The organism is Candidatus Methylobacter oryzae (genome assembly GCF_003994235.2).
Taxonomy (GTDB): Bacteria; Pseudomonadota; Gammaproteobacteria; order Methylococcales; family Methylomonadaceae; genus Methylobacter_A; species Methylobacter_A oryzae.
Window position 1 is genome coordinate 162673 of record NZ_RYFG02000009.1, and the last position, 20932, is coordinate 183604.

Annotated in this window: 14 protein-coding genes and 1 pseudogene; 13 read left to right on the forward strand and 2 right to left on the reverse strand. The window is 50.2% G+C overall.

Features of this window, described 5'->3' with window-relative positions:
* Nucleotides 1–348: 348 nt before the first annotated feature.
* From EKO24_RS01735 to EKO24_RS01795, 13 genes are all read left to right on the forward strand, one after another.
* On the forward strand, nucleotides 349–861 hold the full coding sequence (locus EKO24_RS01735; RefSeq protein WP_127027304.1) for an ATP-dependent zinc protease family protein: 513 nt from the start codon (nucleotides 349–351) through the stop codon (nucleotides 859–861).
* Nucleotides 858–2228 (forward strand): DNA repair protein RadA, encoded by a 1371-nt coding sequence (gene radA, locus EKO24_RS01740; protein ID WP_127027303.1) that lies wholly within the window; start codon nucleotides 858–860, stop codon nucleotides 2226–2228. The genes EKO24_RS01735 and radA overlap by 4 nt, the downstream gene beginning before the upstream one ends.
* Nucleotides 2229–2478: 250 nt before the next feature.
* Nucleotides 2479–4566: a glycogen debranching protein GlgX gene (gene glgX / locus EKO24_RS01745; protein ID WP_127027302.1), complete on the forward strand. Its 2088-nt coding sequence runs from the start codon at nucleotides 2479–2481 to the stop codon at nucleotides 4564–4566.
* A 584-nt stretch (nucleotides 4567–5150) separates the two neighbouring features.
* Entirely contained in the window at nucleotides 5151–6434 is a 1284-nt protein-coding gene (locus EKO24_RS01750; RefSeq protein WP_206667190.1) for a TolC family protein, read from the forward strand.
* Entirely contained in the window at nucleotides 6431–7588 is a 1158-nt protein-coding gene (locus tag EKO24_RS01755; protein ID WP_127027300.1) for an efflux RND transporter periplasmic adaptor subunit, read from the forward strand. Before EKO24_RS01750 ends, EKO24_RS01755 begins: the two co-directional genes overlap by 4 nt.
* Nucleotides 7585–10659, forward strand: a complete 3075-nt coding sequence (locus EKO24_RS01760; protein ID WP_127027299.1) for an efflux RND transporter permease subunit — start codon at nucleotides 7585–7587, stop codon at nucleotides 10657–10659. The genes EKO24_RS01755 and EKO24_RS01760 overlap by 4 nt, the downstream gene beginning before the upstream one ends.
* An 8-nt stretch (nucleotides 10660–10667) precedes the next feature.
* Nucleotides 10668–10994, forward strand: coding sequence for a P-II family nitrogen regulator (locus EKO24_RS01765; protein WP_127027298.1), 327 nt, complete (start codon nucleotides 10668–10670; stop codon nucleotides 10992–10994).
* A gap of 225 nt (nucleotides 10995–11219) precedes the next feature.
* The gene (locus EKO24_RS01770) at nucleotides 11220–11834 is read left to right on the forward strand and encodes a DUF4912 domain-containing protein (protein WP_127027297.1); all 615 of its coding nucleotides are present in this window, start codon (nucleotides 11220–11222) and stop codon (nucleotides 11832–11834) included.
* Nucleotides 11831–13471 carry a glycoside hydrolase family 57 protein gene (locus tag EKO24_RS01775; protein ID WP_127027296.1) on the forward strand — a complete coding sequence of 547 codons (1641 nt, stop codon included), beginning with the start codon at nucleotides 11831–11833 and terminating at the stop codon, nucleotides 13469–13471. Before EKO24_RS01770 ends, EKO24_RS01775 begins: the two co-directional genes overlap by 4 nt.
* 373 nt (nucleotides 13472–13844) lie before the next feature.
* Complete coding sequence (locus tag EKO24_RS01780) at nucleotides 13845–15353, forward strand: endonuclease/exonuclease/phosphatase family protein (RefSeq protein ID WP_127027295.1); 1509 nt, start codon at nucleotides 13845–13847, stop codon at nucleotides 15351–15353.
* Nucleotides 15354–15433: 80 nt separating this feature from the next.
* The gene (locus EKO24_RS01785) at nucleotides 15434–17026 is read left to right on the forward strand and encodes a phospholipase D-like domain-containing protein (RefSeq protein WP_127027294.1); all 1593 of its coding nucleotides are present in this window, start codon (nucleotides 15434–15436) and stop codon (nucleotides 17024–17026) included.
* 450 nt (nucleotides 17027–17476) lie between these two features.
* On the forward strand, nucleotides 17477–18067 hold the full coding sequence (locus EKO24_RS01790; protein ID WP_127027293.1) for a leucine-rich repeat domain-containing protein: 591 nt from the start codon (nucleotides 17477–17479) through the stop codon (nucleotides 18065–18067).
* Nucleotides 18068–18141: 74 nt separating this feature from the next.
* Nucleotides 18142–18690 (forward strand): toll/interleukin-1 receptor domain-containing protein, encoded by a 549-nt coding sequence (locus tag EKO24_RS01795; RefSeq protein ID WP_206667191.1) that lies wholly within the window; start codon nucleotides 18142–18144, stop codon nucleotides 18688–18690.
* 274 nt (nucleotides 18691–18964) lie between these two features.
* Here the strand turns inward: EKO24_RS01795 and EKO24_RS01800 are convergent, their stop codons facing one another.
* Entirely contained in the window at nucleotides 18965–19423 is a 459-nt protein-coding gene (locus EKO24_RS01800; RefSeq protein WP_127027291.1) for a transposase family protein, read from the reverse strand.
* Between the two features lie 272 nt (nucleotides 19424–19695).
* A pseudogene (locus EKO24_RS01805) lies at nucleotides 19696–20391 on the reverse strand (IS630 family transposase); the annotation flags it as partial.
* Nucleotides 20392–20932 lie beyond the last annotated feature (541 nt).

Consider the following 20932-nt stretch of genomic DNA (forward strand, 5'->3'; position numbering starts at 1 on the left):
GCATACGGGGGGCAGATGCTTAGCAAACCCGGTAACTATATAGAACACGGATGACACGGATAGGACGGATAAACACGGATTTAAAAGTGCAAATAAACTAAGGTCGGACTAAAAAATCCGTGTAAATCCGTCCTATCCGTATCATCCGTGTTCTATTTTTAGTTACCAAATTAGCTTATATCGATCCAAATCAGCGTCATCTGCGTTCTATTATTCAAGTTAATTGTTGAAAGGTTATAAATATTTTTATCCCCTTGCCGGATTCAAGGATAATGGCGGACATTTTACAGGTGTTCCGGCAGTTTAGTCGGCATCGAAGTATAAATTTGGGATTAAGGCGTTACGCTGATGATACACAAACCAATATTGGGCTGGCGCGAATGGGTGGCTTTGCCGGAGCTCAAGCTGGCCGAGATTAAGGCAAAAATCGATACCGGGGCGAGGTCGTCGGCATTGCATGCGTTTGCTATCGATCCGTATCGAAAAGGCGGCCAGCGTTGGGTGATGTTTGCGATTCATCCGTTGCAGAAAAATTGCGATGTGGTGGTCGAATGTCATGCACAAGTTAAAGACCGTAGGCTGGTTATGGATTCCGGCGGACACAAACAGCGCCGTTATGTGATAGAAACGCAGATCGTTCTGGGGCAGTCGGTCATCACGGCCGAAATGACGCTGACCAATCGGGACAGTATGAGTTTTCGTATGTTGTTGGGACGCACGGCGATGGATAAACAGTTCATTATCAATCCGGGTGCGTCGTATTTACAGGGGCGGCCTAACGCGGTTCAATACCGGCATTTGCCGATGCAGGACACTCCAGGCGATTTAACAATGGTTGACGATATTTTTCAGAGTGTATGAGTAAGAAAACCAAGATCGCGTTTGTCTGCGATCGATGCGGCGCCGATTATCCTCGCTGGACCGGCCAATGTACCAGTTGCGGCGAATGGAACACGATTAAGGAAGTCAGGCTGGGCGGAGCGGAGCGCAATAGCCGCTCGGCCGGTTATGCAGGCAGCCGCTCCGAGGTCAAATTATTATCGGATGTCAATCTTTCCCAGGCGGAGCGGATTTCCAGCGGGATTTCAGAGTTCGACCGCGTTTTAGGCGGCGGCATTGTTTGCGGCAGCGTGGTGCTGATCGGCGGCGCGCCCGGTGCGGGTAAGAGTACGCTGTTGCTGCAGGCTATCGCCAATATTGCCGCGCGCGGCGTCAGTGTGCTGTATGTGTCCGGCGAGGAGTCGCTGCAACAGATTGCCGAACGGGCGCACCGGCTGAAACTGCCGGCGGACAAAATCATGATGCTGGCCGAAACGTCGGTGCAACGCATCTGCGATGTATTGGATGACGTCAAACCGCAAATTCTGGTCATCGACTCGATTCAGGTCATGCATACCCAGGAGGCGGAATCGGCGCCGGGCTCAGTTTCGCAAGTCAGGGAGTCGGCCAGTTATTTGACCCAATATGCGAAAAAACACGGCGTATCGATTTTCATGGTCGGCCACGTCACCAAGGATCAATCGCTGGCGGGACCGATGACCTTGAGCCATATTGTCGATACGCAAGTGATGCTGGGATCGACCGACGATGCCCGCTTCAGGGTGCTGAGGGCGGACAAAAACCGCTTCGGCAGCGTCGGCGAGCTGGGCTTTTTTGCGATGGACAGCTTGGGGCTGAAAGAGGTTAAAAATCCGTCGGCGATGTTTTTAAACCGGCCCGATAAACCGTCGTCAGGCAGCGTGGTGACCGTGCTGTGGGAAGGAACGCGGCCGTTGCTGGTGGAAATTCAAGCGCTGGTGACCGAATGCCAATACGGCAATCCGCGCCGGTTGGCGGTGGGCTTCGACCAGAACCGCCTGGCAATGTTGCTGGCAGTACTGTCCAGGCATGGCGGCATTTTTACTGCAAACGATGAAATTTACGCGAACGTGGTCGGCGGCATCAAGGTGACCGAAACCAGTTCCGATTTGGCAATCGTGGTCGGCATTGTCTCCAGCTTGCGGGACAAGATCATTCCGCACGATGCTTTCTTTTTCGGGGAAATCGGTTTGAGCGGCGAAATCAGGCCGGTTGCGAACGGTCATGCGCGGCTGAACGACGCCGCGAAACACGGTTTCAAAAAGGCGGTCATTCCGAAGGCCAATGCGCCTAAAAAAGCGATTGATGGCTTGGAGATTCACGGCGTCGCCACGCTTTCCGAAGCGTTGGATATTGTTGCGGAAATGTAAGACTTTTATTGCGCCTTCTTTAAGTTTTAGAGGCTGGAAAGCATGGCGCCTGTTTTAGAAAATGTTCTATTGGGTTCAATTTAAACGCTTAATATCGGTAATGCCTTCAAATAGTGTTTATGAGTAAATTTTTAAACTTCTCTGTCATTAATTCAGAGGATAATAACGACTATAAGTTTTCCTGTTTTCAATTGAAGACACGCATGGTTATTTAATGATGCTTTGCGATAGCAAAGCGTGAGACGAGGATATGCAGAACAAATACCAGTTAAGGCCGGGAAATCCCTATCCCTCCGGCGCCAGGGCTAAAATGAAAGGGATTAATTTCTCCATTTTCAGCCGTTACGCAACCCATGTTGAACTGTTGCTTTTTGAAACGTCGGATTGCGATGAACCTTTTCAAACCATCGTGTTGCAGCCGGACATTAACCGTACGTTTTTTTCATGGCATGTTTATGTGGTCGGCTTGCCGGTCGGCACATGGTATGCGTGGCGCATGGACGGACCTAATCATGTCCGCGAAGCAGGATTGCACTTCGATAAAAACAAGCAACTGATTGATCCTTGCGCGCGTGCAGTTAGCCATAAACGTTGGAGCCGCAAGGCGGCGTGTGCACCGGGCGATAATAAAGACACCGCGATGCGTTGCGTGGTCGTTGACGATAATTACGATTGGGAAGGCGATGTGCCGCTGCGTATCCGTAGCGAGAGAGCCATCGTATATGAGCTGCATGTCGGCGGCTTTACCCGTCATTCTTCTGCAAACGTAGTTAATCCTGGCACTTTTGCCGGATTAATCGAAAAAATCCCTTATCTGAAAGAACTCGGCATTACCCATGTTGAGCTGTTGCCGGTCATGGCGTTCGACGAGCAGGATGTGCCCAGGCATACCGCCGATCTGGGTTTGAGGAACTATTGGGGTTACAGCACGCACAGTTTTTTCAGTCCGCATCCGGGCTATTGCGTAACGCCGGAGCAGGGTACGCATGTGCAGGAGTTTCGCGACTTGGTTAAAGCGTTGCACCGGGCCGGCATCGGCGTGATTATGGATGTGGTGTTCAACCATACCGCAGAGGCCGGCGCGGACGGCCCGATCATTAATTTCAGGGGCATCGGCGACGATATTTTTTATCATCACGACAAGTTCGATAAGAGCATTCTTCACGACTATACCGGTTGCGGTAATACCGTAAACGCCAATCATCCTTTGGTCGCCAATTTTATTATCAGCTGTTTGGAATATTGGGTCAGGGAAATGCATGTCGACGGTTTTCGCTTTGACCTGGCCAGTGCATTGGCGCGCGGGGAGGATGGCGAAGTGCTGCAAGACCCGCCGTTGCTGTGGGGCATCGAACTTTCGGAACAGCTGGCCAAAACCAAATTGATTGCCGAAGCGTGGGACGCGGCCGGACTTTATCAGGTCGGCAGCTTTCCCGGTTACCGCTGGGCCGAATGGAACGGCAGATACCGCGACGTAATCCGGCGTTTTGTGCGCGGCGATAAGGGACTGGTTAGCGAGTTGGCAACCCGTCTTTGCGGCAGTAGCGATTTGTACGAACACAAAGGCCGCTTGCCGATTAACAGCGTCAACTTCGTAACCTGCCACGATGGTTTGACGTTGTACGATCTGTTCAGTTACAACGAAAAGCATAATTACGCCAACGGCGAATACAACCAGGACGGTTGCAATAATAATCTCAGTTTCAACTGCGGCATTGAGGGAGAAACCGACGATTTAAGCATTTTGGCGTTGCGCAGAAAACAAGTGAAGAACGCTTTCGCGATGTTGCTGCTCAGCCACGGCGTGCCGATGTTATTGGCGGGCGACGAGTTATTAAACAGCCAACACGGCAATAATAACTGTTACTGCCAGAATAACGAATTGTCCTGGATCGATTGGAGCATGACAAAGCAAAATGCCGACATGCTGCGTTTTGTGCGCCTGATGATAGCGTTGCGCAAAAGGCATCCGTCGATCATGCGACGGCGTTTTTTGACCGGAAAGCCGACCAATACCCGAGGCATACCCGAGATTCAATGGCACGGCACCGAAATCGATAAGCCGTTATGGGATGATTATGAGGCGCGGTTTCTGGCTTTTACGCTGGCAGGCATAGAGATCGATGAAGCGGATTTGCACGTTGCAATGAACATGTCGGACCGGCCTGTGGTGATTGAATTGCCGGTTATTCCCGGCCGTACATGGTGCCTGGCTGTTGATACGTCGCTGCAATCGCAGCAGGATATTGCGCTTCCGCAGGATCAAAAAAAGGTGCGCGGCAACAGTTATCCGGTAAATTCCCGGACAGTAGTGGTTTTTGAGAATGAACTTGATTGAATAATTCAACCGGGTTCCGTTGTAATCGGCAATCAAAACAGGACGCTTTTTTTTAAGAAACTTATATTAAAAAACGCAATCAAATGGCGTCCTGTAATAATCCAGACCATTCCAGGCTGGTATCATTTGCAGTTCTTGCTAGGCGGGATCAGCGTCTCAATAGCTTACGTTAGGCTTAGGAAATGAACCCTTTAGATATGGTTCATTTAACCCTTTAGCAGCTTTTTCACCCGTGTTAATAGCCTGCTTATTTATATTGCCATCTGATTTTTATAGATATTATTTTGATGTGTGGATTCTGGCTTGAGAATTGCTTGCGTTTTACGGTTTGCCCAAACATTGGGCGCTTAACGGTTATTTAAGCCTAATTCCAGGTAGACGATATCTGAACTTCGTCGCAACTGTGCCGAAATCGCTAAAAATTAATACCGGAGATTAAGCCGAAACTGAATCGAAACTATGCATCGAAGGTATTGTTCCGCAAGCGACAAATATCTTGAAACACCATTTTATAAAAACACAAAAAATGTAAATCCACTCGACGAAGAATAAATCGTTGAGACTTACTTTCTTAGCGAAAGATTATGAAAATGTTAAATTTTAAGGCCTTGATGTGCTTGGTTTTTTCGTTATCGGCAATGGCGTTACGGGCGGAAGCCGGGACCGGGCTGGAGGTTACGGAACAGCAAGCCATCGCGTTGTTTTACCAGCGAAACCTCAATTTGATCGCGGCAAATTTCAATATTAACGACGCTCAGGCGCAAGAAATTATTGCGGCCGCGATTCCGAATCCGGTGTTCAGTTTTACCGTTTCGTCGCTGAATCCGAATATGGCCCGTCAGCCGTACAACAATGCGCCGCTGCCGGCGGTATCGCCGCAGATTCAGCAATTGATCGAGACGGCCGGTAAACGGCGGCTACGGATAGAAAGCAGCGAGCTGGCGACCGAAGCGGTAAGTCTGGACTTAAAAGATACCGCGCGAGTGCTGACCAATGCGGTTCGGCGCAGTTATTACAGTCTGCTGTTGGCGCAAAAAGTCGCGCAGGTCGCAAGCGACAATTTCGAGCGCTTCCGTGAAATCCTGCGGGTCAATGCGATCAGGCTTAAAGTGGGAGATATTTCCGCGACAGACTTTACCCGTATTGAAGTTGAAAGCCTTAAGACTCAAGGCGATCAAGACCAGGCCAAGTCGGCGTTAAACCAGGCGCGTGCCGATCTGCTGCTATTGCTGGGCTGGCCTGAAAACAGCCTGGAAATTTCCGCCGTTGAGACATGGCCCGAAGCAAAACCCGAAATCGCAAAAGCAGGGCAGAACCAATTGGCCGAACAAGCGCTGGTGCGGAGGCCGGACTTGCAAGCGGCCCGGGTGCGTATTGAACAAGCCGGGAAAATGCTGACCTTGGCGAACCGGCTGGCCATTCCCGACGTGACCGTCAGCGCTTTTTACCAGCGCGACCCCGGCAACTTTTTTACCGATAGCGGCGGCGTCGGCATCAGTGTGCCGTTGCCGTTGTTCTATCGCCAGGAAGGTGAAATATCCAAGGCGCGTGTCGGCTTAAGTTCGGCCGAACTGGCGCTGAAACAGACTGAACAAGGTGTACAGGCGGAAGTAATGAAGGCCTTGGCCGCGTGGCAAAGCGCAAATGCGATTGCGCTGCGTTTTGAAACAGCAGTGGTGAATCGCATTGAAACGTTGCGTAAAGCGCAGGAAATTGCTTACCAGAAAGGCGCCGTAGGTCTGCTGGATTTGATTGACGCAGAGCGTAACTACAGGGCAATGATGCTGGATTATTACACCGCCTTGGCGAATCGCAGCAATGCTTGGGCGGATTTGTTGATGGCTTATGGAGAAGAAGTCAAATTATGAATATAAAGTTTTTTGCCCCGGTTCGTTTGGCTGCCGGCCTGCTGGGTTTATTTTTGCTGGCCTGTCAGCCGCACAACGATGCGCCGAAACAGCAAGCCGCGGCACTTCCTAAAAATGATGTGATACTCAGTCCCGACTCGCCCAAGCGTAACTATATCAAGGAAGCCGTCGTCGAATTAGTGCGACGGCCGTTAATGGATCCGGTAACGGGTACGATCGCTTATGACGAAACCCGCACGGCCCGCGTGTCCTCACCGATTGCCGGGCGGGTGATCGGCAGTATTTCGGCATTGGGCGCCCATGTTAAGGCTGGGGACGCGTTGGCAGAACTGGATAGTCCTGAACTGGGGCAGGCGCAATCGGATTATGCCGGCGCACAGGCCGACCTGAATTTGGCAAACCGGGCTTTCCAGCGTATGCAGGAGCTTTATGCAAACGGCATCGTTCCACGCAAGGATCATGAACAGGCGCAAGATAATTTGGCCCGTGCCCGTAGCGAAGCGGAGCGGGCGCGGCTTAGGCTGGCGAATCTGGGTATTCGTACTGGAGGAACCGATAACCGTTTTAGACTGCATGCGCCGATTGCCGGAACAATCACCGAGCGTAATATTAATCCCGGCATGGAAGTCAGGTCCGATCTGGATTCGCCGCTGTTCGTGATCTCCGATTTGAGCAAGTTATGGGTACAGATGGATATTTTCGAAAAGGATATCGGCTTAATTCATGCCGGAGCGCAGGTGTTGGTGCGAGTACCCGCCTATCCCGGCGAGATTTTTACCGCTACGGTCAGTTACATTGGACAAGTCGTCGAAGAGACAACGCGCACCGTTAAAGTTCGCTGCACGCTGTCTAATGACGATTTCCGTTTGCTGCCTGCGATGTATACGGCGATCGAGGTGCAAAGCGCCCCGAATGACGATGCTGTGGTGGTGCCGTTAACGGCGCTATTTACCGAAGAGGAATCCGATTGGGTGTATGTCGATGTTGGCGATTACCATTATCAAAAGCGGCCTGTTAAAGCCGGTCTGCGCCTTAAAGACAGGGCGGTGATTCTTGAAGGTTTAAAGCCGGGTGAGCATTTGGTGCTTGATGGCGCCTTGCTGTTACGCACTGAACAAGACTCCGAGCAGCAAAGTGGGGAAGGCGGATTGTGATTCATAAAATTATCGCGTTTTGTCTACAGCAACGCCTGTTAATTATCGGCGCGTCGGTAGTATTGGCCGTGATCGGCGTCATATCGTTCGAACGCCTGCCGGTGCAGGCTTTTCCGGATGTACAGAATGTTTTCGTGCAAGTGGTGACCCAGTATCCCGGTCAAGCTCCGGAAGAAGTGGAAAAGCTGATCAGTTTGCCGATTGAGAAAGAAATGAACGGCTTGCCGCATTTGATCAATATGCGTTCGGTGTCCATTTTCGGTTTGTCCGTGGTCACGTTAACCTTCGATGATGAGGCGGAGGACTATTTCTCGCGGCAGCAAGTTGTTGAGCGGCTAAGAGCTGTCAGCAGCAGCTTGCCGGATGGAGCGCAGCCTGTGATGGGGCCGTTGACCACCGGCGTAGGTGAAATTTACCGTTACCGTATTGAAGCGCCTACTTATCCGTTGATAGAACAGCGCGCTTTGCAGGATTGGGTCATCGAACGGACGTTGCGTTCCGTGCAGGGCGTGGCCGATGTCGTGGCTTTCGGCGGCGGTGTTAAGCAATATCAGATCGAGGTCGACCCGGACAAGTTGAGGGATTACAAATTAACGTTGCCCGAAGTTTACCAAGCCGTTGCCGCCAATAATGCCAATACCGGCGGCGGTTATATCGAGCACGGCTACGAGGCGCTGGTAGTGCGTGGGGCGGGCTTGTTAAAGACCGCCGATGAAATCGGCGACATCGTTGTTGCCAGCCGGGACGGTGTGCCGGTGTTGGTCAAAAATATCGCTACGGTCGCGGTGGGGCCGCAACCGCGCAACGGTATCGTCGGTTACAACGAGCGCGACGATGTCGTTGAAGGCGTGGTTTTGCTGATTAAGGGCAGGGATGCGATCGATGTGTTGCAGGGCGTGAAGGAAAAAATCGGCGATCTGAACGGCCATATCCTACCGTCCGGCGTCAAGATAATTCCTATCTACGACCGCACCGAACTGGTGCAGCATACCGTTCATACCGTCGAGCACAACATGCTGGAAGGCGCGGCGCTGATTCTGGCCATCCTGGTTATCTTCCTGCGCCGGGCGCTGGCGTCGGCCGTTGTTATTACCGTTATCCCGCTGTCGCTGATGTTCGCGTTTATTTTGATCGATGCCGAGCATGTTTCCGCGAACCTGATTTCGCTGGGTGCGATTGACTTCGGTATTATCGTCGACAGTGCCGTGGTGCTGGTCGAGGCGATCATGGTCAAAGTGACTTTAGAGATGGCGCAAAAGGCCAGCGTCGCCCATATGCGTCAATCCATGCTGATGACGGCTGTGGATCTGGCGCGGCCTATCCTGTTTTCGAAGGCTATTATCATCATTGCTTTTCTGCCGATTTTTACCTTTCAGCGGGTCGAGGCGAAAATATTTTCACCGATGGCGTTTACGCTCAGTTTCGCGCTGTTGGGCTCGTTGATCATCAGTTTAACGCTGGTGCCGGTGCTGCTCAGTTACTTGATCGGCCCCCGCTTGATCGAATCGCACAATCCGCTGGTGGAAGGTATGGAGCGGCGCTACCGCTCGGCTTTGGAAGCCGTGTTGCGCCATCCTCGCAAATTGTTCATCGGTGCAGGATTGACCTTGGCTTTATCGTTGGCTTCAACGCCATTGATCGGTACCGAATTTATGCCCAAGCTGGACGAGGGCAACATCTGGTTGACTATTACGCTGCCGACGCCGGTCTCGTTGGCTAAAGCCAAAGTGCTGGAACAGGATATACGCGGGCACTTGCGCGAGTTTAGCGAAGCCAAATCGATACTGACCCAATTGGGACGTCCGGAGGACGGTACCGATCCGAAAGGTTTCAATAATTTGGAAGTCCTTATCGATCTTAAGCCCAAGGACACTTGGCATTATAAAAACAAGGACGAACTGGTTGGAGCGATGCAGAAACGCTTGGCGGTATTTCCCGGTTTGCAGTTCAACTTTTCCCAGGTCATCCAGGATAACGTCGAAGAAGCAATCTCCGGCGTTAAAGGCGAGATTGCGATCAAGATTTTCGGCGAAGACCTGAAAGTTTTGCAAGATAAGGCCAACCAGATCACCCGTATTCTCCGCTCGATAGAAGGTGCTACCGATGTGGCAGCCGAACAGCAATCGGGGCTCGCGCAGATGGTTATTGCGATCGACCGCGCTAAAATCGCCCGTTACGGTATCAATATCAATGACGTGGAAGATATCATTACAATGGCCGTGGGCGGTAAGTCCGCGACGCAAATGTTGGAAGGCGAGCGCCGTTTCGATATTACGATCCGGCTAGCCGGGCAGGCGCGCGATTCGGTTGGAGCGATAGAGGATATTACCGTGCTGTCTCCGGACGGTAGCCGCATTCCGTTGGCGGAACTGGCCGAGATCAAGATCAATCAGGGCGCTTCGCGTATCAGCCGCGAAGATAACATGCGCCGCATCGCGATTAAGTGCAACCTGATCGGGCGCGATCAAGGCAGTTTTGTCGACGAGGCGCAGCAAAAAGTTAATGAACAAGTTGTGTTGGAGCCCGGTTACCGGATTGTTTGGAGCGGGCAGTTCGAGAATCAGCAACGCGCGATGAAGCGGCTTTCGTTCATCGTGCCGATCAGTTTGGCGCTTATTTTTGTCCTGCTGTTCTGGACTTTCCAGTCGCTCAAAAATGCGTCGCTGATTGTGATGAATGTGCCTTTCTCAATGATTGGCGGCTTGGTAGCCTTGCTGTTGACCGGCATCCACTTGAGCGTATCGGCGGCGGTCGGTTTTATCGCGTTGTTCGGGATTGCGGTGCAAAACGGTGTTATCCTGTTAACCCAGATTAACCATCTCAGGCGCGAAGGCATTCCGTTGCGAGACGCTATCCTGCAAGGTTCCGTCAGCCGATTGCGGCCGGTGGTGATGACGGCGTTAATGGCTATACTGGGCCTGTTACCGGCGGCGCTGTCAACCAGCGTCGGTTCGGAAACCGCAAAACCTTTTGCGGTGGTTATTATCGGCGGACTTATTACCGCAACATTATTAACGTTAACGATGTTACCGGCGCTGTACCGTCATTTTGAAGAACAACATGAAATTTGAGGCATGCCATGAAAGAAATTCGGGCTTATATTCAGCCCTTTATGTTAGCTAAACTGACTCAAACCTTGCTCGAAATACCCAACTTTCCAGGCATGAGCGTATCCGATTGCGAAGGCTTTGGCAGCGAGAAAGTTATCGAACGGCAAGACTACTCGCCGTTTATGCCGAAAAAACGTATCGAGATTTTTGCCAGGGATGAATTGGTCGGCATTATTTTCAATGCGATCATGACCGTCGCCAATACTCATCAGCATGGCGCCGGTAAGGTTTACATCATTAATGTCGATGAAGGCGGGCATATCAGTACCGGCGAGCGGGGAGCCGACCTATCGTGACGATCTTTCTGCCGCGGGTGTCACCTAGGAATCGCAATATAAAAATTTAGGCGCTTGCCGGGAAAAATGTCGACATATCGCTCGGCAAATGCCGCTGCTTTCCCTAGTAATTAAATCCGCGGCTAGACCCTGCGGAATTTACTACGTATACTTGGATGGACTTGTTTTTTCAGGTCATTTTTAGCGGAAATTTGGATAGGGCAATCGTAGCATTTAAGGCTGGTAATGACGTTTTTGCATTCGGGAAACAATTCTAAAATCAATTTGTCGGCGGAAGAAATGCTGGAAATAAGTCAGGAAATTAGCCGGAATTTCACGCCCTGTTTTTCAAGCGGAATGCCGGAGCTTGTCAAAAAAATCAGGCTCTCGGCAAACGAACTATTGGATATTGTTGAACGGATCGGCCGGGATTTTGCTCCGAAAGCGTCTTTTAACGATGCTGAAGTTACGCTGTTACCGGTTGATCCCGGACATCTTTATGCTTACTGGAGCCTTGGCGACAAGCCGGGTATTTCCAGGCCCGATGAAGACCGGCTCACGTTAAGAATCTATTCGCAAACCGATGAAGATACGCCTGCAAGCGAAGCCGCATCATGGTTTGACGTTGCAATTGACAGCCCCAATGCCGGGCAGCAGGTTTCCTTGCCCGCTCCGGTTGATGATTCGGTTTATTCCGCTGCGATTGGTAAATACCGCGAAGACGACGGCTTTATTGTTTTCGCGCATTCGAACATTATTCATGCCCCTCACGGCGGAGCGGCACGGCAGCGAATTCATCAAAACTCCACCTATTGCCAGGGTAAAAACGCCTCAGGCCAAGGAATCAGCAAACAAGCGTGACAACAAAGCACTCTTCTTATCGGCAAGGCTTCCTGAGCATTGTTCTGCACGCGCATCTTCCTTATGTGCGCCATCCCGAACACGACAGTTTTTTTGAGGAAAACTGGCTGTTCGAAGCCATCACCGAATGCTATCTGCCGCTGATCGGCGTGCTTGACCGGCTACAGTCCGATAATGTCGATTACCGACTGACGCTGTCGTTGTCGCCGACCTTGATGACCATGTTGCGCGACAGCTTGCTGCAAACGCGTTACCTGAAATATCTGCACAGCCGCTTGGAACTGGCTGAAAAAGAAATCGCCAAAACGCGTCGGCAACCCGAATATCAAAAACTGGCCCGGCTTTACCGGCGTTTTTTCCTGAACGCGTTAAATATCTATCAAGACCGCTACCAAGGCGATTTATTGGCGGCGTTTAAGAAACACCAGGCCACCGGTAAGCTGGAATTGATAACCACGGCCGCGACTCACGGCTTCCTGCCTTTGCTGAACGTCAGCGAAACTGCGGTCCGCAACCAAATCAACACCGGCATTGCAACGTTTAAAGCCAATTTCGATGACGCGCCGGCCGGTTTTTGGCTGCCGGAATGCGGCTATTATCCGGGCTTGGAAACGCTATTGGCCGATGCCGGGATCCGGTATTTCTTCGTCGACAGCCACGGCGTTACCGATGCCGTGCCAAGGCCTCGCGACGGCGTTTATGCGCCGATCGATTGCGGCAACGGCGTCGCCGCTTTTGCACGCGATCCCGAGTCGTCGCACCAGGTCTGGAGCGCAACGGAAGGCTATCCCGGAGATTACGATTACCGCGAATACTATAGCGATATCGGTTTCGAGCGCGACCTGGATTATATTGCGCCTTATATTCTCGACCGGAAAACCCGCATCAATACCGGTATCAAATACCACCGCGTGACCGGCCGGAATCTGCCGAAGGACATCTATGATCCAAGGCAGGCAAGGGCCAAAGCCTATCAACATGCGCTGGATTTTATCGATAAGAAGCAGCAGCAAATCAACCGCCTTGGCGCGGCCATGGATAGCGCGCCGATTATTGTCGCGCCTTACGATGCCGAGTTGTTCGGGCATTGGTGGTGTGAAGGAACGCACTGGCTCGAATGCGTACTGAGATTGGCCGGCGAAAAGACCAACGGCGTCCGGCTGAGCGGTTGCGGCGAATATCTGCAACAGCAGCCACCGGCTCAGGTCGCTACGCCTTCCGCATCAACCTGGGGCGATCAGGGCTATTCCGCTTATTGGATCAATGATACGAACGACTGGATTTATCCATTGCTGCATAAAGCCGAGCGGGAGATGGAAAAATTGGCGCAGGATCTGCAGGGATTAGCGCTTAGCGCGTTACAGAAGCGCGCCTTAAACCAGGCTGCACGCTCAATCTTGCTGGCTCAGGCTTCCGATTGGCCGTTCATTTTGAAATCGGGCACGACTATCGATTATGCCGGCAAACGCGTTACCGATTATCTGGCCAGGTTTAACTACTTGCACGACAGTATTCGCAAGAACAGGATTAATGAGCGTTACCTGACGGCGCTGGAGATCATGGACAACATTTTTCCGGATCTTGATTTTCGCGATTATGCGGCTGCCAAAGTCAAACCCAGCCGTCCCAAAAGATAAGCAAGAGGATTTATGGTGATGTCCAATAAAGCTCCGCATGTTGGATTTTTTATTCACCACGAAGACACGAAGGGCACGAAGTTTATGTTTTTCGTAACGATTCAGTACATAGAAAACTGGAACACGGATGACACGGATAAGGCGGATTTACACGGATTTTTAGCCCAAGCCAAGTTTTAAATCCGTGTTTATCCGTTTAATTCGTGTCATCCGTGTTCTATTGAGCATACGCTGAGTAGATGCGTTTTTTCTTCGGGCTCTTCGTGTCTTCGTGGTGAGAAAAAATGCATAATTTGGCTATGCTCATTTCATGGAAATGACCTATCGTTCCTTCTGACCTGTATTTCAGGATAGTAATCACCGGAGACAACGGATGAACAAAATCGAACTGCTGTATGTTGAAAATGTGATTACCCGAAAGAAAACCGGCGTCCAGCAGACGTTGAGTTTTTTTATGCAGGCGGCAAACGTCAGTTACGATAAACAGATCGATGTGGTTTGGTCCGGCGAAGACGGCGTATGGCAGACGCTGCCGGCAAACTATCACTGCCGGCTGGAACACGATAAGGAGTATTGGCAGGCGCGTATGCAGTTTCAGTTGACTGCGGAGCAATCGCTGCCCGGCAATATTCGCTTCGGCTTGCGCTATCGGGCTGCTAACGCCGAGTATTGGGATAACAACAACGGTTCAAATTATTCCAGCCAGGCAGATTCGGGCGTTATGGTCGCTTGTGCGGCGCCAGTGTTGAATATCGATTTTGCGAGCAAGTTGGACGACGGACAAAAAAACGTGCCGATCACCGTTGCGGTCGACAAATATAACGATGCCGACAAAGTGACCGTGCATTGGACAACCGACAACTGGCGGCATACCCGCAAAACGCCTTGTCATTTCAAAAGAGACTATTGGGACAAAGTGGCGCTCAGCAATGCCAGGAACCCAAACCAGTACGGCGTTGCAATCTGGAAAAGCTGGCTTCGGATCGGCGCGGCGTTTCGCGTGCAATACAGTATTTGCGTCGAACGCGACGGCCAGGTTTTTTGGGACAATAATTACGGCAACAACTATTCGCTTAGCCGCGAGCCGCTCAAAATGTTGATTCTTAACCTGCACTGTTACCAGGAAGACAACCAGGACTACAAGTTTTCCCAAATCGCGAAAGCGATTAACGATCTGGATGCGGACGTGGTTTGTTTTCAGGAAGTGGCCGAGCTCTGGAACGGCGGGGCAGGGGACTGGCAGAGCAATTCGGCCAAAATCATCAATGACAGGCTCGCTGCTCCTTATTACCTACATACCGACTGGTCGCATCTGGGCTTTGACAAGTACCGCGAAGGCGTTGCGATTTTAAGCAAATATCCTTTTATTACGCAGGATGCGAAGTATGTGTCGGACAGCGACGATGTTTACAGCATTCACTCCAGAAAAGTGGTCATGGCGCAAGTCAAGGTGCCTTATATCGGCCGGGTGAATGTGTTTTCGGCGCATTTAAGCTGGTGGGAGGATGGCTTTGCCGACCAGTTTCATCGTTTATGCGAGTGGGCCGATTCTAAACAATCGTCCCAAGTCAGGACGACGCTGTTGTGCGGCGACTTTAATATTGCGGCCGGATCGACCGGCTATCATCTGGTGGTTGATGGTCACGAATACGAAGACCAGTATTTAGCGGCCAATTCGCAGGGCGTGTTTGAAAAAATCTTCAGGGTCAACGATCCGCATTGGCAAAACTATCTCAGCGACGATTATCGTATCGACTATATTTTCCTGAATAAAACCGGCGAACTACAGGTTGCGTCGGCAAGAGTTTTGTTTACCGAGCAGGATTATGGAAGGGTTTCCGATCATTGCGGTTATTTTATGGTCTTTGAGCCTAAAACTTAAGATAGGAGTGCAGGCTTCGCCTGCTACAAGCAGGCGAAGCCTGCACTCCGGCAACTTCTCTTTATTATGGAGCAAAACCTATGCAGATAGCTGAACACTATGCCACGCCCACTCATGGAAACCTGGGAGGTTCCTTTCAAAGAGTCAACGATTTCAACGACAAATTCTTTGTCCGCTGGGGAAAAATAGATTTTGACGTATTTCACGGCGTTCAGGCTAATGTAAAGGTTATTTTAAGAGTCTACCGCGAGCATATCTGCGAAACCTACATCGTCGATACCGACGCTTACGATATTCATTGGGATAGGCACAAACGCTGCACGCGGGATTTTTATATTCATCCGTTTTCAAGCAATTTCGGTCAAATCAATTGCGTTAAGTTTGCCTTTATTGTGCATCTGGATGAGCGCTCGATTGCTTCAGAGAACGAATATATCTTCATGGATTGGCACCAGCTTCAGGGCGACCAGCCGCAATACCGCAGAATAAGCGGGGATTGGTCGACGGCTAATCACTATCGCGCTTACGAATTGAATGCCGGCGAATTGCAGAACGACGTCGACTGGTATAACCATCATTTTGAAGCGCTGCAACTGGTGCCAAAATTTACCAAAGGCCAGCAGCATCATCCTTATCATCCGAAACGTTATATCCACGACCTGATCGACAAGGTTATCCGCTGCAAGCATCAAAATCCCGGCCGCTTATGCACGATCAAGGTCAGCGTGGACTGCATTGACGACCATGATTTCACGACCCATTTAATCAGCGCCAGCGACCAAGGCGTACTGGTGCAGTGCATCGTCGATTGGCGCAAAATGACGCTGACCAACAGCCAGAACTATGCGCGCTTGAAGCGCTCGCGGATCGAATTGATCGGCGTATTTTGCAGCCCCAAGCATCACCTGATCGAAGTCGAGCCGGACATGCACACCAAATTCATCATTTTTAACGATGAGGACAGCATACTGGGTTCGTTCAATATCACCTTCGACCGTTGGTGGGCTAATTGGGAATCCGGCATGACCTTTCACTCCAAAGGCATTTGCCGGTTGCTGGACAATATCTTCCAAAGCCAGCGCGGCGGCGTGATCCAGAAATACGGCATCGACCCGCTGAGCCATTTCAACCTGCTGTACACGTTCGGCCGACACGTGATGTTGAACGGCAAGTCTTATCGGCCGCATCACGCGATATTGGCCGAAATTAACCGCGCCCGGCATTCGATCAAGGTGTCGTTGTTCCTGATCGGCGATTTGTTGGGCGATCATCACGACAGCGTCGTCAATGCGCTGATCAACGCGAAGAACCGCGGCGTTCACGTGCATATGTTGCTGAACGGCCATCTTGCCAGACAAGGACGCGTCGGCATCGAACGGTCGATGCACGATGAACTGAACCGGCCGTTGCTGCCGACTGTTGATCGTTTAAAACATGCCGGTATTGGAGTGGGTTTAGTTTACGGACAAGACGATCATCCGGTGCCGTATTCCCCTATCCATTCCAAATACTGCATTATCGACGACTATATCGTTATTGAAGGCAGCTTCAACTGGTACAACACCTCGGTTTTCTCCCACGACTTGCTGATCGTCGCGGCCAATTACGAAGTGGCTAAGCCGTATCTGTACGAGTTCGAGCAGATACAAAGGTCGTTTAGGGTGTATTATTGAATAGTTAGGTAGGCGATGCCCTATGTTGGTTTGCCGAATATCGGCGAGGTGGCGTTCGGCATGTGCTGAGTATCTGGGTTGTGTAAGGTCCGCGTTAAACTACCGTTGCTATGGCGTTAAGCCTCTGCTTGCACAGGAACGTTTGCTTCGTTGCAACACTACCTTAAGTTAAGAGAAAAGCGTAGGGTGGATGCGCTACGCTTATCCACCCTACAACTACAACAACTTTTGGCGGTTAACTTAATGGTAGTGTCCTGTTGCGGGTCTAGCGAGGCTTGGAAAGTTATTTAAGCCTTGGCCGCATAGCACGGCCCTAGCTGATGGGTAGAAGAAAGTGCGTTTTGTTGTGGGGTGATGGCTATGGGCCGCGAGGAACATGGCCTATGGTAGAGGAAGCGAAAGGCCAAGTAGCGTGGTTGGATATATGGGAATTGGGATAGGTGGAAATTTATGAATGAAATAGCATTGAAACGGATAGCTGAAGCCAAGGCGACGAGGGACAAGAAGCTCGATTTATCAGGACTAGGCTTGGAAACCCTGCCGGAGCAACTGCGGGAATTGCCTCAGCTTAGGCAGTTGGAACTTGAGGGAAATCGACTGACACAGCTGCCGGAGTGGTTGAGGGAATTGGGGATGTTGGAATCTATTGATCTTTCGCAAAATCTGTTCACCACATTACCCGATTGCTTGAGCCAATTGACCCAGTTGCAAGCTCTCTGGATTGGAATAAACCGGCTGAAGGTGTTACCCGATAGTCTGGGGAAGCTAACTCAGTTACAGATGATCTACGTTGGACACAATCTGCTCACCACACTGCCTGATACTTTGAGCCAACTGACCCGGTTGAAGAGGTTTTATGTTTCGGGTAATCAATTCGCATATTTACCAGACAGTCTGGGCCAACTGACCCAGTTGCAGTTGCTCGACGTTTCGAATAATCAACTTACTGCGTTGCCCGATAGTTTGGGCCAGCTGACTCAGTTGCAGAAGCTCGACGTTTCGCGCAATCAGCTCACTGAGATACCCGGCATTTTAGGTTAGCCGATGAAGCGAAAAAGCAAAATTCATCCGCATCGACGCGCCAAGGCACTATCAGCGTTAATCCCAGCATTGAATTGAACCGCTTGTCCGAGCCCGCTGCCCGCGACGATGAGCAATGGCGGGCGCGGGTATTTATCAGCTATTCCAGCAAAGATGCCAAGCTGAAGGATCAATTGATGATTCGACTTAAGCCGATGCGGGAAAGTGCAGGATTAATCGAATGTTGGCATGACCGGCTGATTACGCCCGGCGAGGAGTGGGACGGAGAAATCAAGAAACAACTTGAGCAGGCCGACGTCATTTTGCTGTTGGTTAGCGCCCAGTTCTTGGCATCCGACTATATCCGTGGCGTTGAAATCCAGCGTGCGGTTGAACTGTCGAATGCCGGGAAAGCGCAAGTCATACCAATTATTCTTGAGCAATGCGGCTGGGAAAAGGAAGTATTCTGTAAACTCAATGGCTTGCCGAGGAAAGGCAAGCCGATACGCGATACTAAACCGCAAAGAAATGCCTGGTATGAAGTGGAAAAAGAATTGCGTGAGGTGTTTGAAGACTTACGCAGAAAACGAAATCATGGATTCATCCGTGGTCGGGTGGAGTTTTTGTATGATTTAAAATCTTAAATTTCGAATTGCGCTAATGCGGCGTGACGGTAACAAAACCGGAGGTTAACCCAATTTTAACTAAAGTTTGGAGTGCAAGCTCCGTTTGAAAGGCATGCAAAGCTTCCGCTCCTGCCCCTTACCTACATTCATGCAGGCAAAGCCTGCACTCCGGCGTTGGAAGAACTGAATCTCAAACCAGAGAGGAATAGACATCGTTCCTAAATACAGCCATTGCGCAAATTAACCAGAGCAGCCACTCAATGCCATGTCAGCGAGTAATTCTTGTGCTTGCTCAATAAACCTCTTTAACAATCCTGAAAATTTTGCATCGGCGATTGACATGCTCAACGAAAATACGCTGTTTGGATAATGCCTTATTATGGGCTTTGTCTTCAGTGGAAAGTCGCTGGCCTTTTTTCTTTTTGATCGGCAGGGTCGAATTCTGATGATGTTTGTGCATCCCTTGATATCCCGAATCTGCCAACAGCAACGTATCGGGATGTAATAATAAGCAACGGCTTTTGAAGATTGAAAAATCATGTTGTCCGCCTTTATCAACAACGACGGAGAAGATGGTTAGCGTCAGCAGGCAGATTACGAGCTGAGCCTTAATCGTGTGACGTTTTTTCCTGAGTAGTAGGCTTTCTGGTTTTTGACAGGGCGTTCCGATAGGTTGCTCCAAAACATCAATCGCCAAGGGGGGGGCTTGCAACAGCGCCTTACGGTTGGGCTGCTTTTCGACTTTGAGCACTACAGAGGGGGGCCATAATTGTTACTGATAAATGAGAAGATTATGACAAGGTGGAGCCACTATCCATGCGGGTTGTTAAGCGCTCATGCAAAATTAACCCGGTATTTTTGGCCATAGTTATGCAAGACCTCCAGCAAGGCGGAACGAAGCGCTTGAAAACAGGTATAAGCCTTCCAGGGCAGCCATTCATATTTGATTTTCTTCCATAAAATTCAATAAGATTTGACTCCGGCGAATGGCGGCAAAAACCAGACCCACACGCCACTTAACAATCAAAGTGCTTGATTTTCCCGCTCAGCCTTGCGATGAATAGGCGGGTTGTCCATGACCACAGCCGTCAATTTTTCAGCAGGTCGGAAACGTATAAAACCGGCCATGGCCTCGGTGATAGCCGCCGAAGTTACTGTGGTTTCGACCGTATGAAAATAACTGGCGCCTTGCCGGCTAACCAATCCAATGGCGTTCACACGGTCTGGACTATGCACCGGTAACGCAAGCGTTTTTCCTTGGGGTTGCCATGCGTAAGGGATACAGGCATTAGCACTGAAACCGCTTTCGTCCAGAAAAAACAAATTAATCTCGTCGCCGACCTCTTTGGTTTTCAGAGCTATTAGTACACGCCGCCCTTCCTTGAAGGCAACAGGATCTTGCTTGGTCTTGAGACTTTGCCGACAGCTCCAAATCCAATAACGTTTTTTCAGCCAACGCTCGATCGTCGAAAAGGCTACGGTTTTTCCGGTTCGTTCATGAAGCTGCGCTGGAAGCAATCGAGCGCGAAGGGGGGGCAACCATTCCGTTTCGTTAATCCGTCGAGGACGCGCTGGGCGCTTATGGTCACGTAGTCCCAGCAGGCCTTTTTCTTCCCACGCGGCTAACCAGCCCGAAACGGTATCTCTATTCACCACAAAAATATCGGCCAATTGGTTAATTCGGTAACCTTTTCTGTTCTGGTAAACGGCATGAGCCCGTTGGCGAAAACGGGATTCGGGCGCATAACGGGACGGGTCGAGTAGTGTTCTTTGCTCTTCATTTTGTCAGGGGGCTATTTGTTTCATGACCATCTCCCTGGGTAAAATCACAAATTAACATTTTGCCGGATTATTTTTGAATGAGTACTTATCAATTTAGTGTAATCGCGCTATAGCAAAAATACCTTATGAATCAATGCAAACTATTTTTTTATTAAACTTAGTTAAAATGTAGGTATTTGAATAATTAATATTTAAAAGTCAAATGCGATCGCCCTGATTATCAATTGTGTTTGCTTGCAAAGCACTAAAAAATAAGTAAAAATTAGCCTGATCATCAAGTAGCTTAAGCCAGTTTCAAAGAAAAACACCAAACACTTTTAATATTGAGCGTTTTAATCCGCCCATAAAAAACGGTTCTTTATTGATAACGGCAAACGTTGAGTTATTGCAACAAATTATTAAATCTTAAAGATGTTTTATGAATTAATTGCTTCGATCACAACTGGCATAAAAGTTTAAGAATTTTTGCCATCTTACT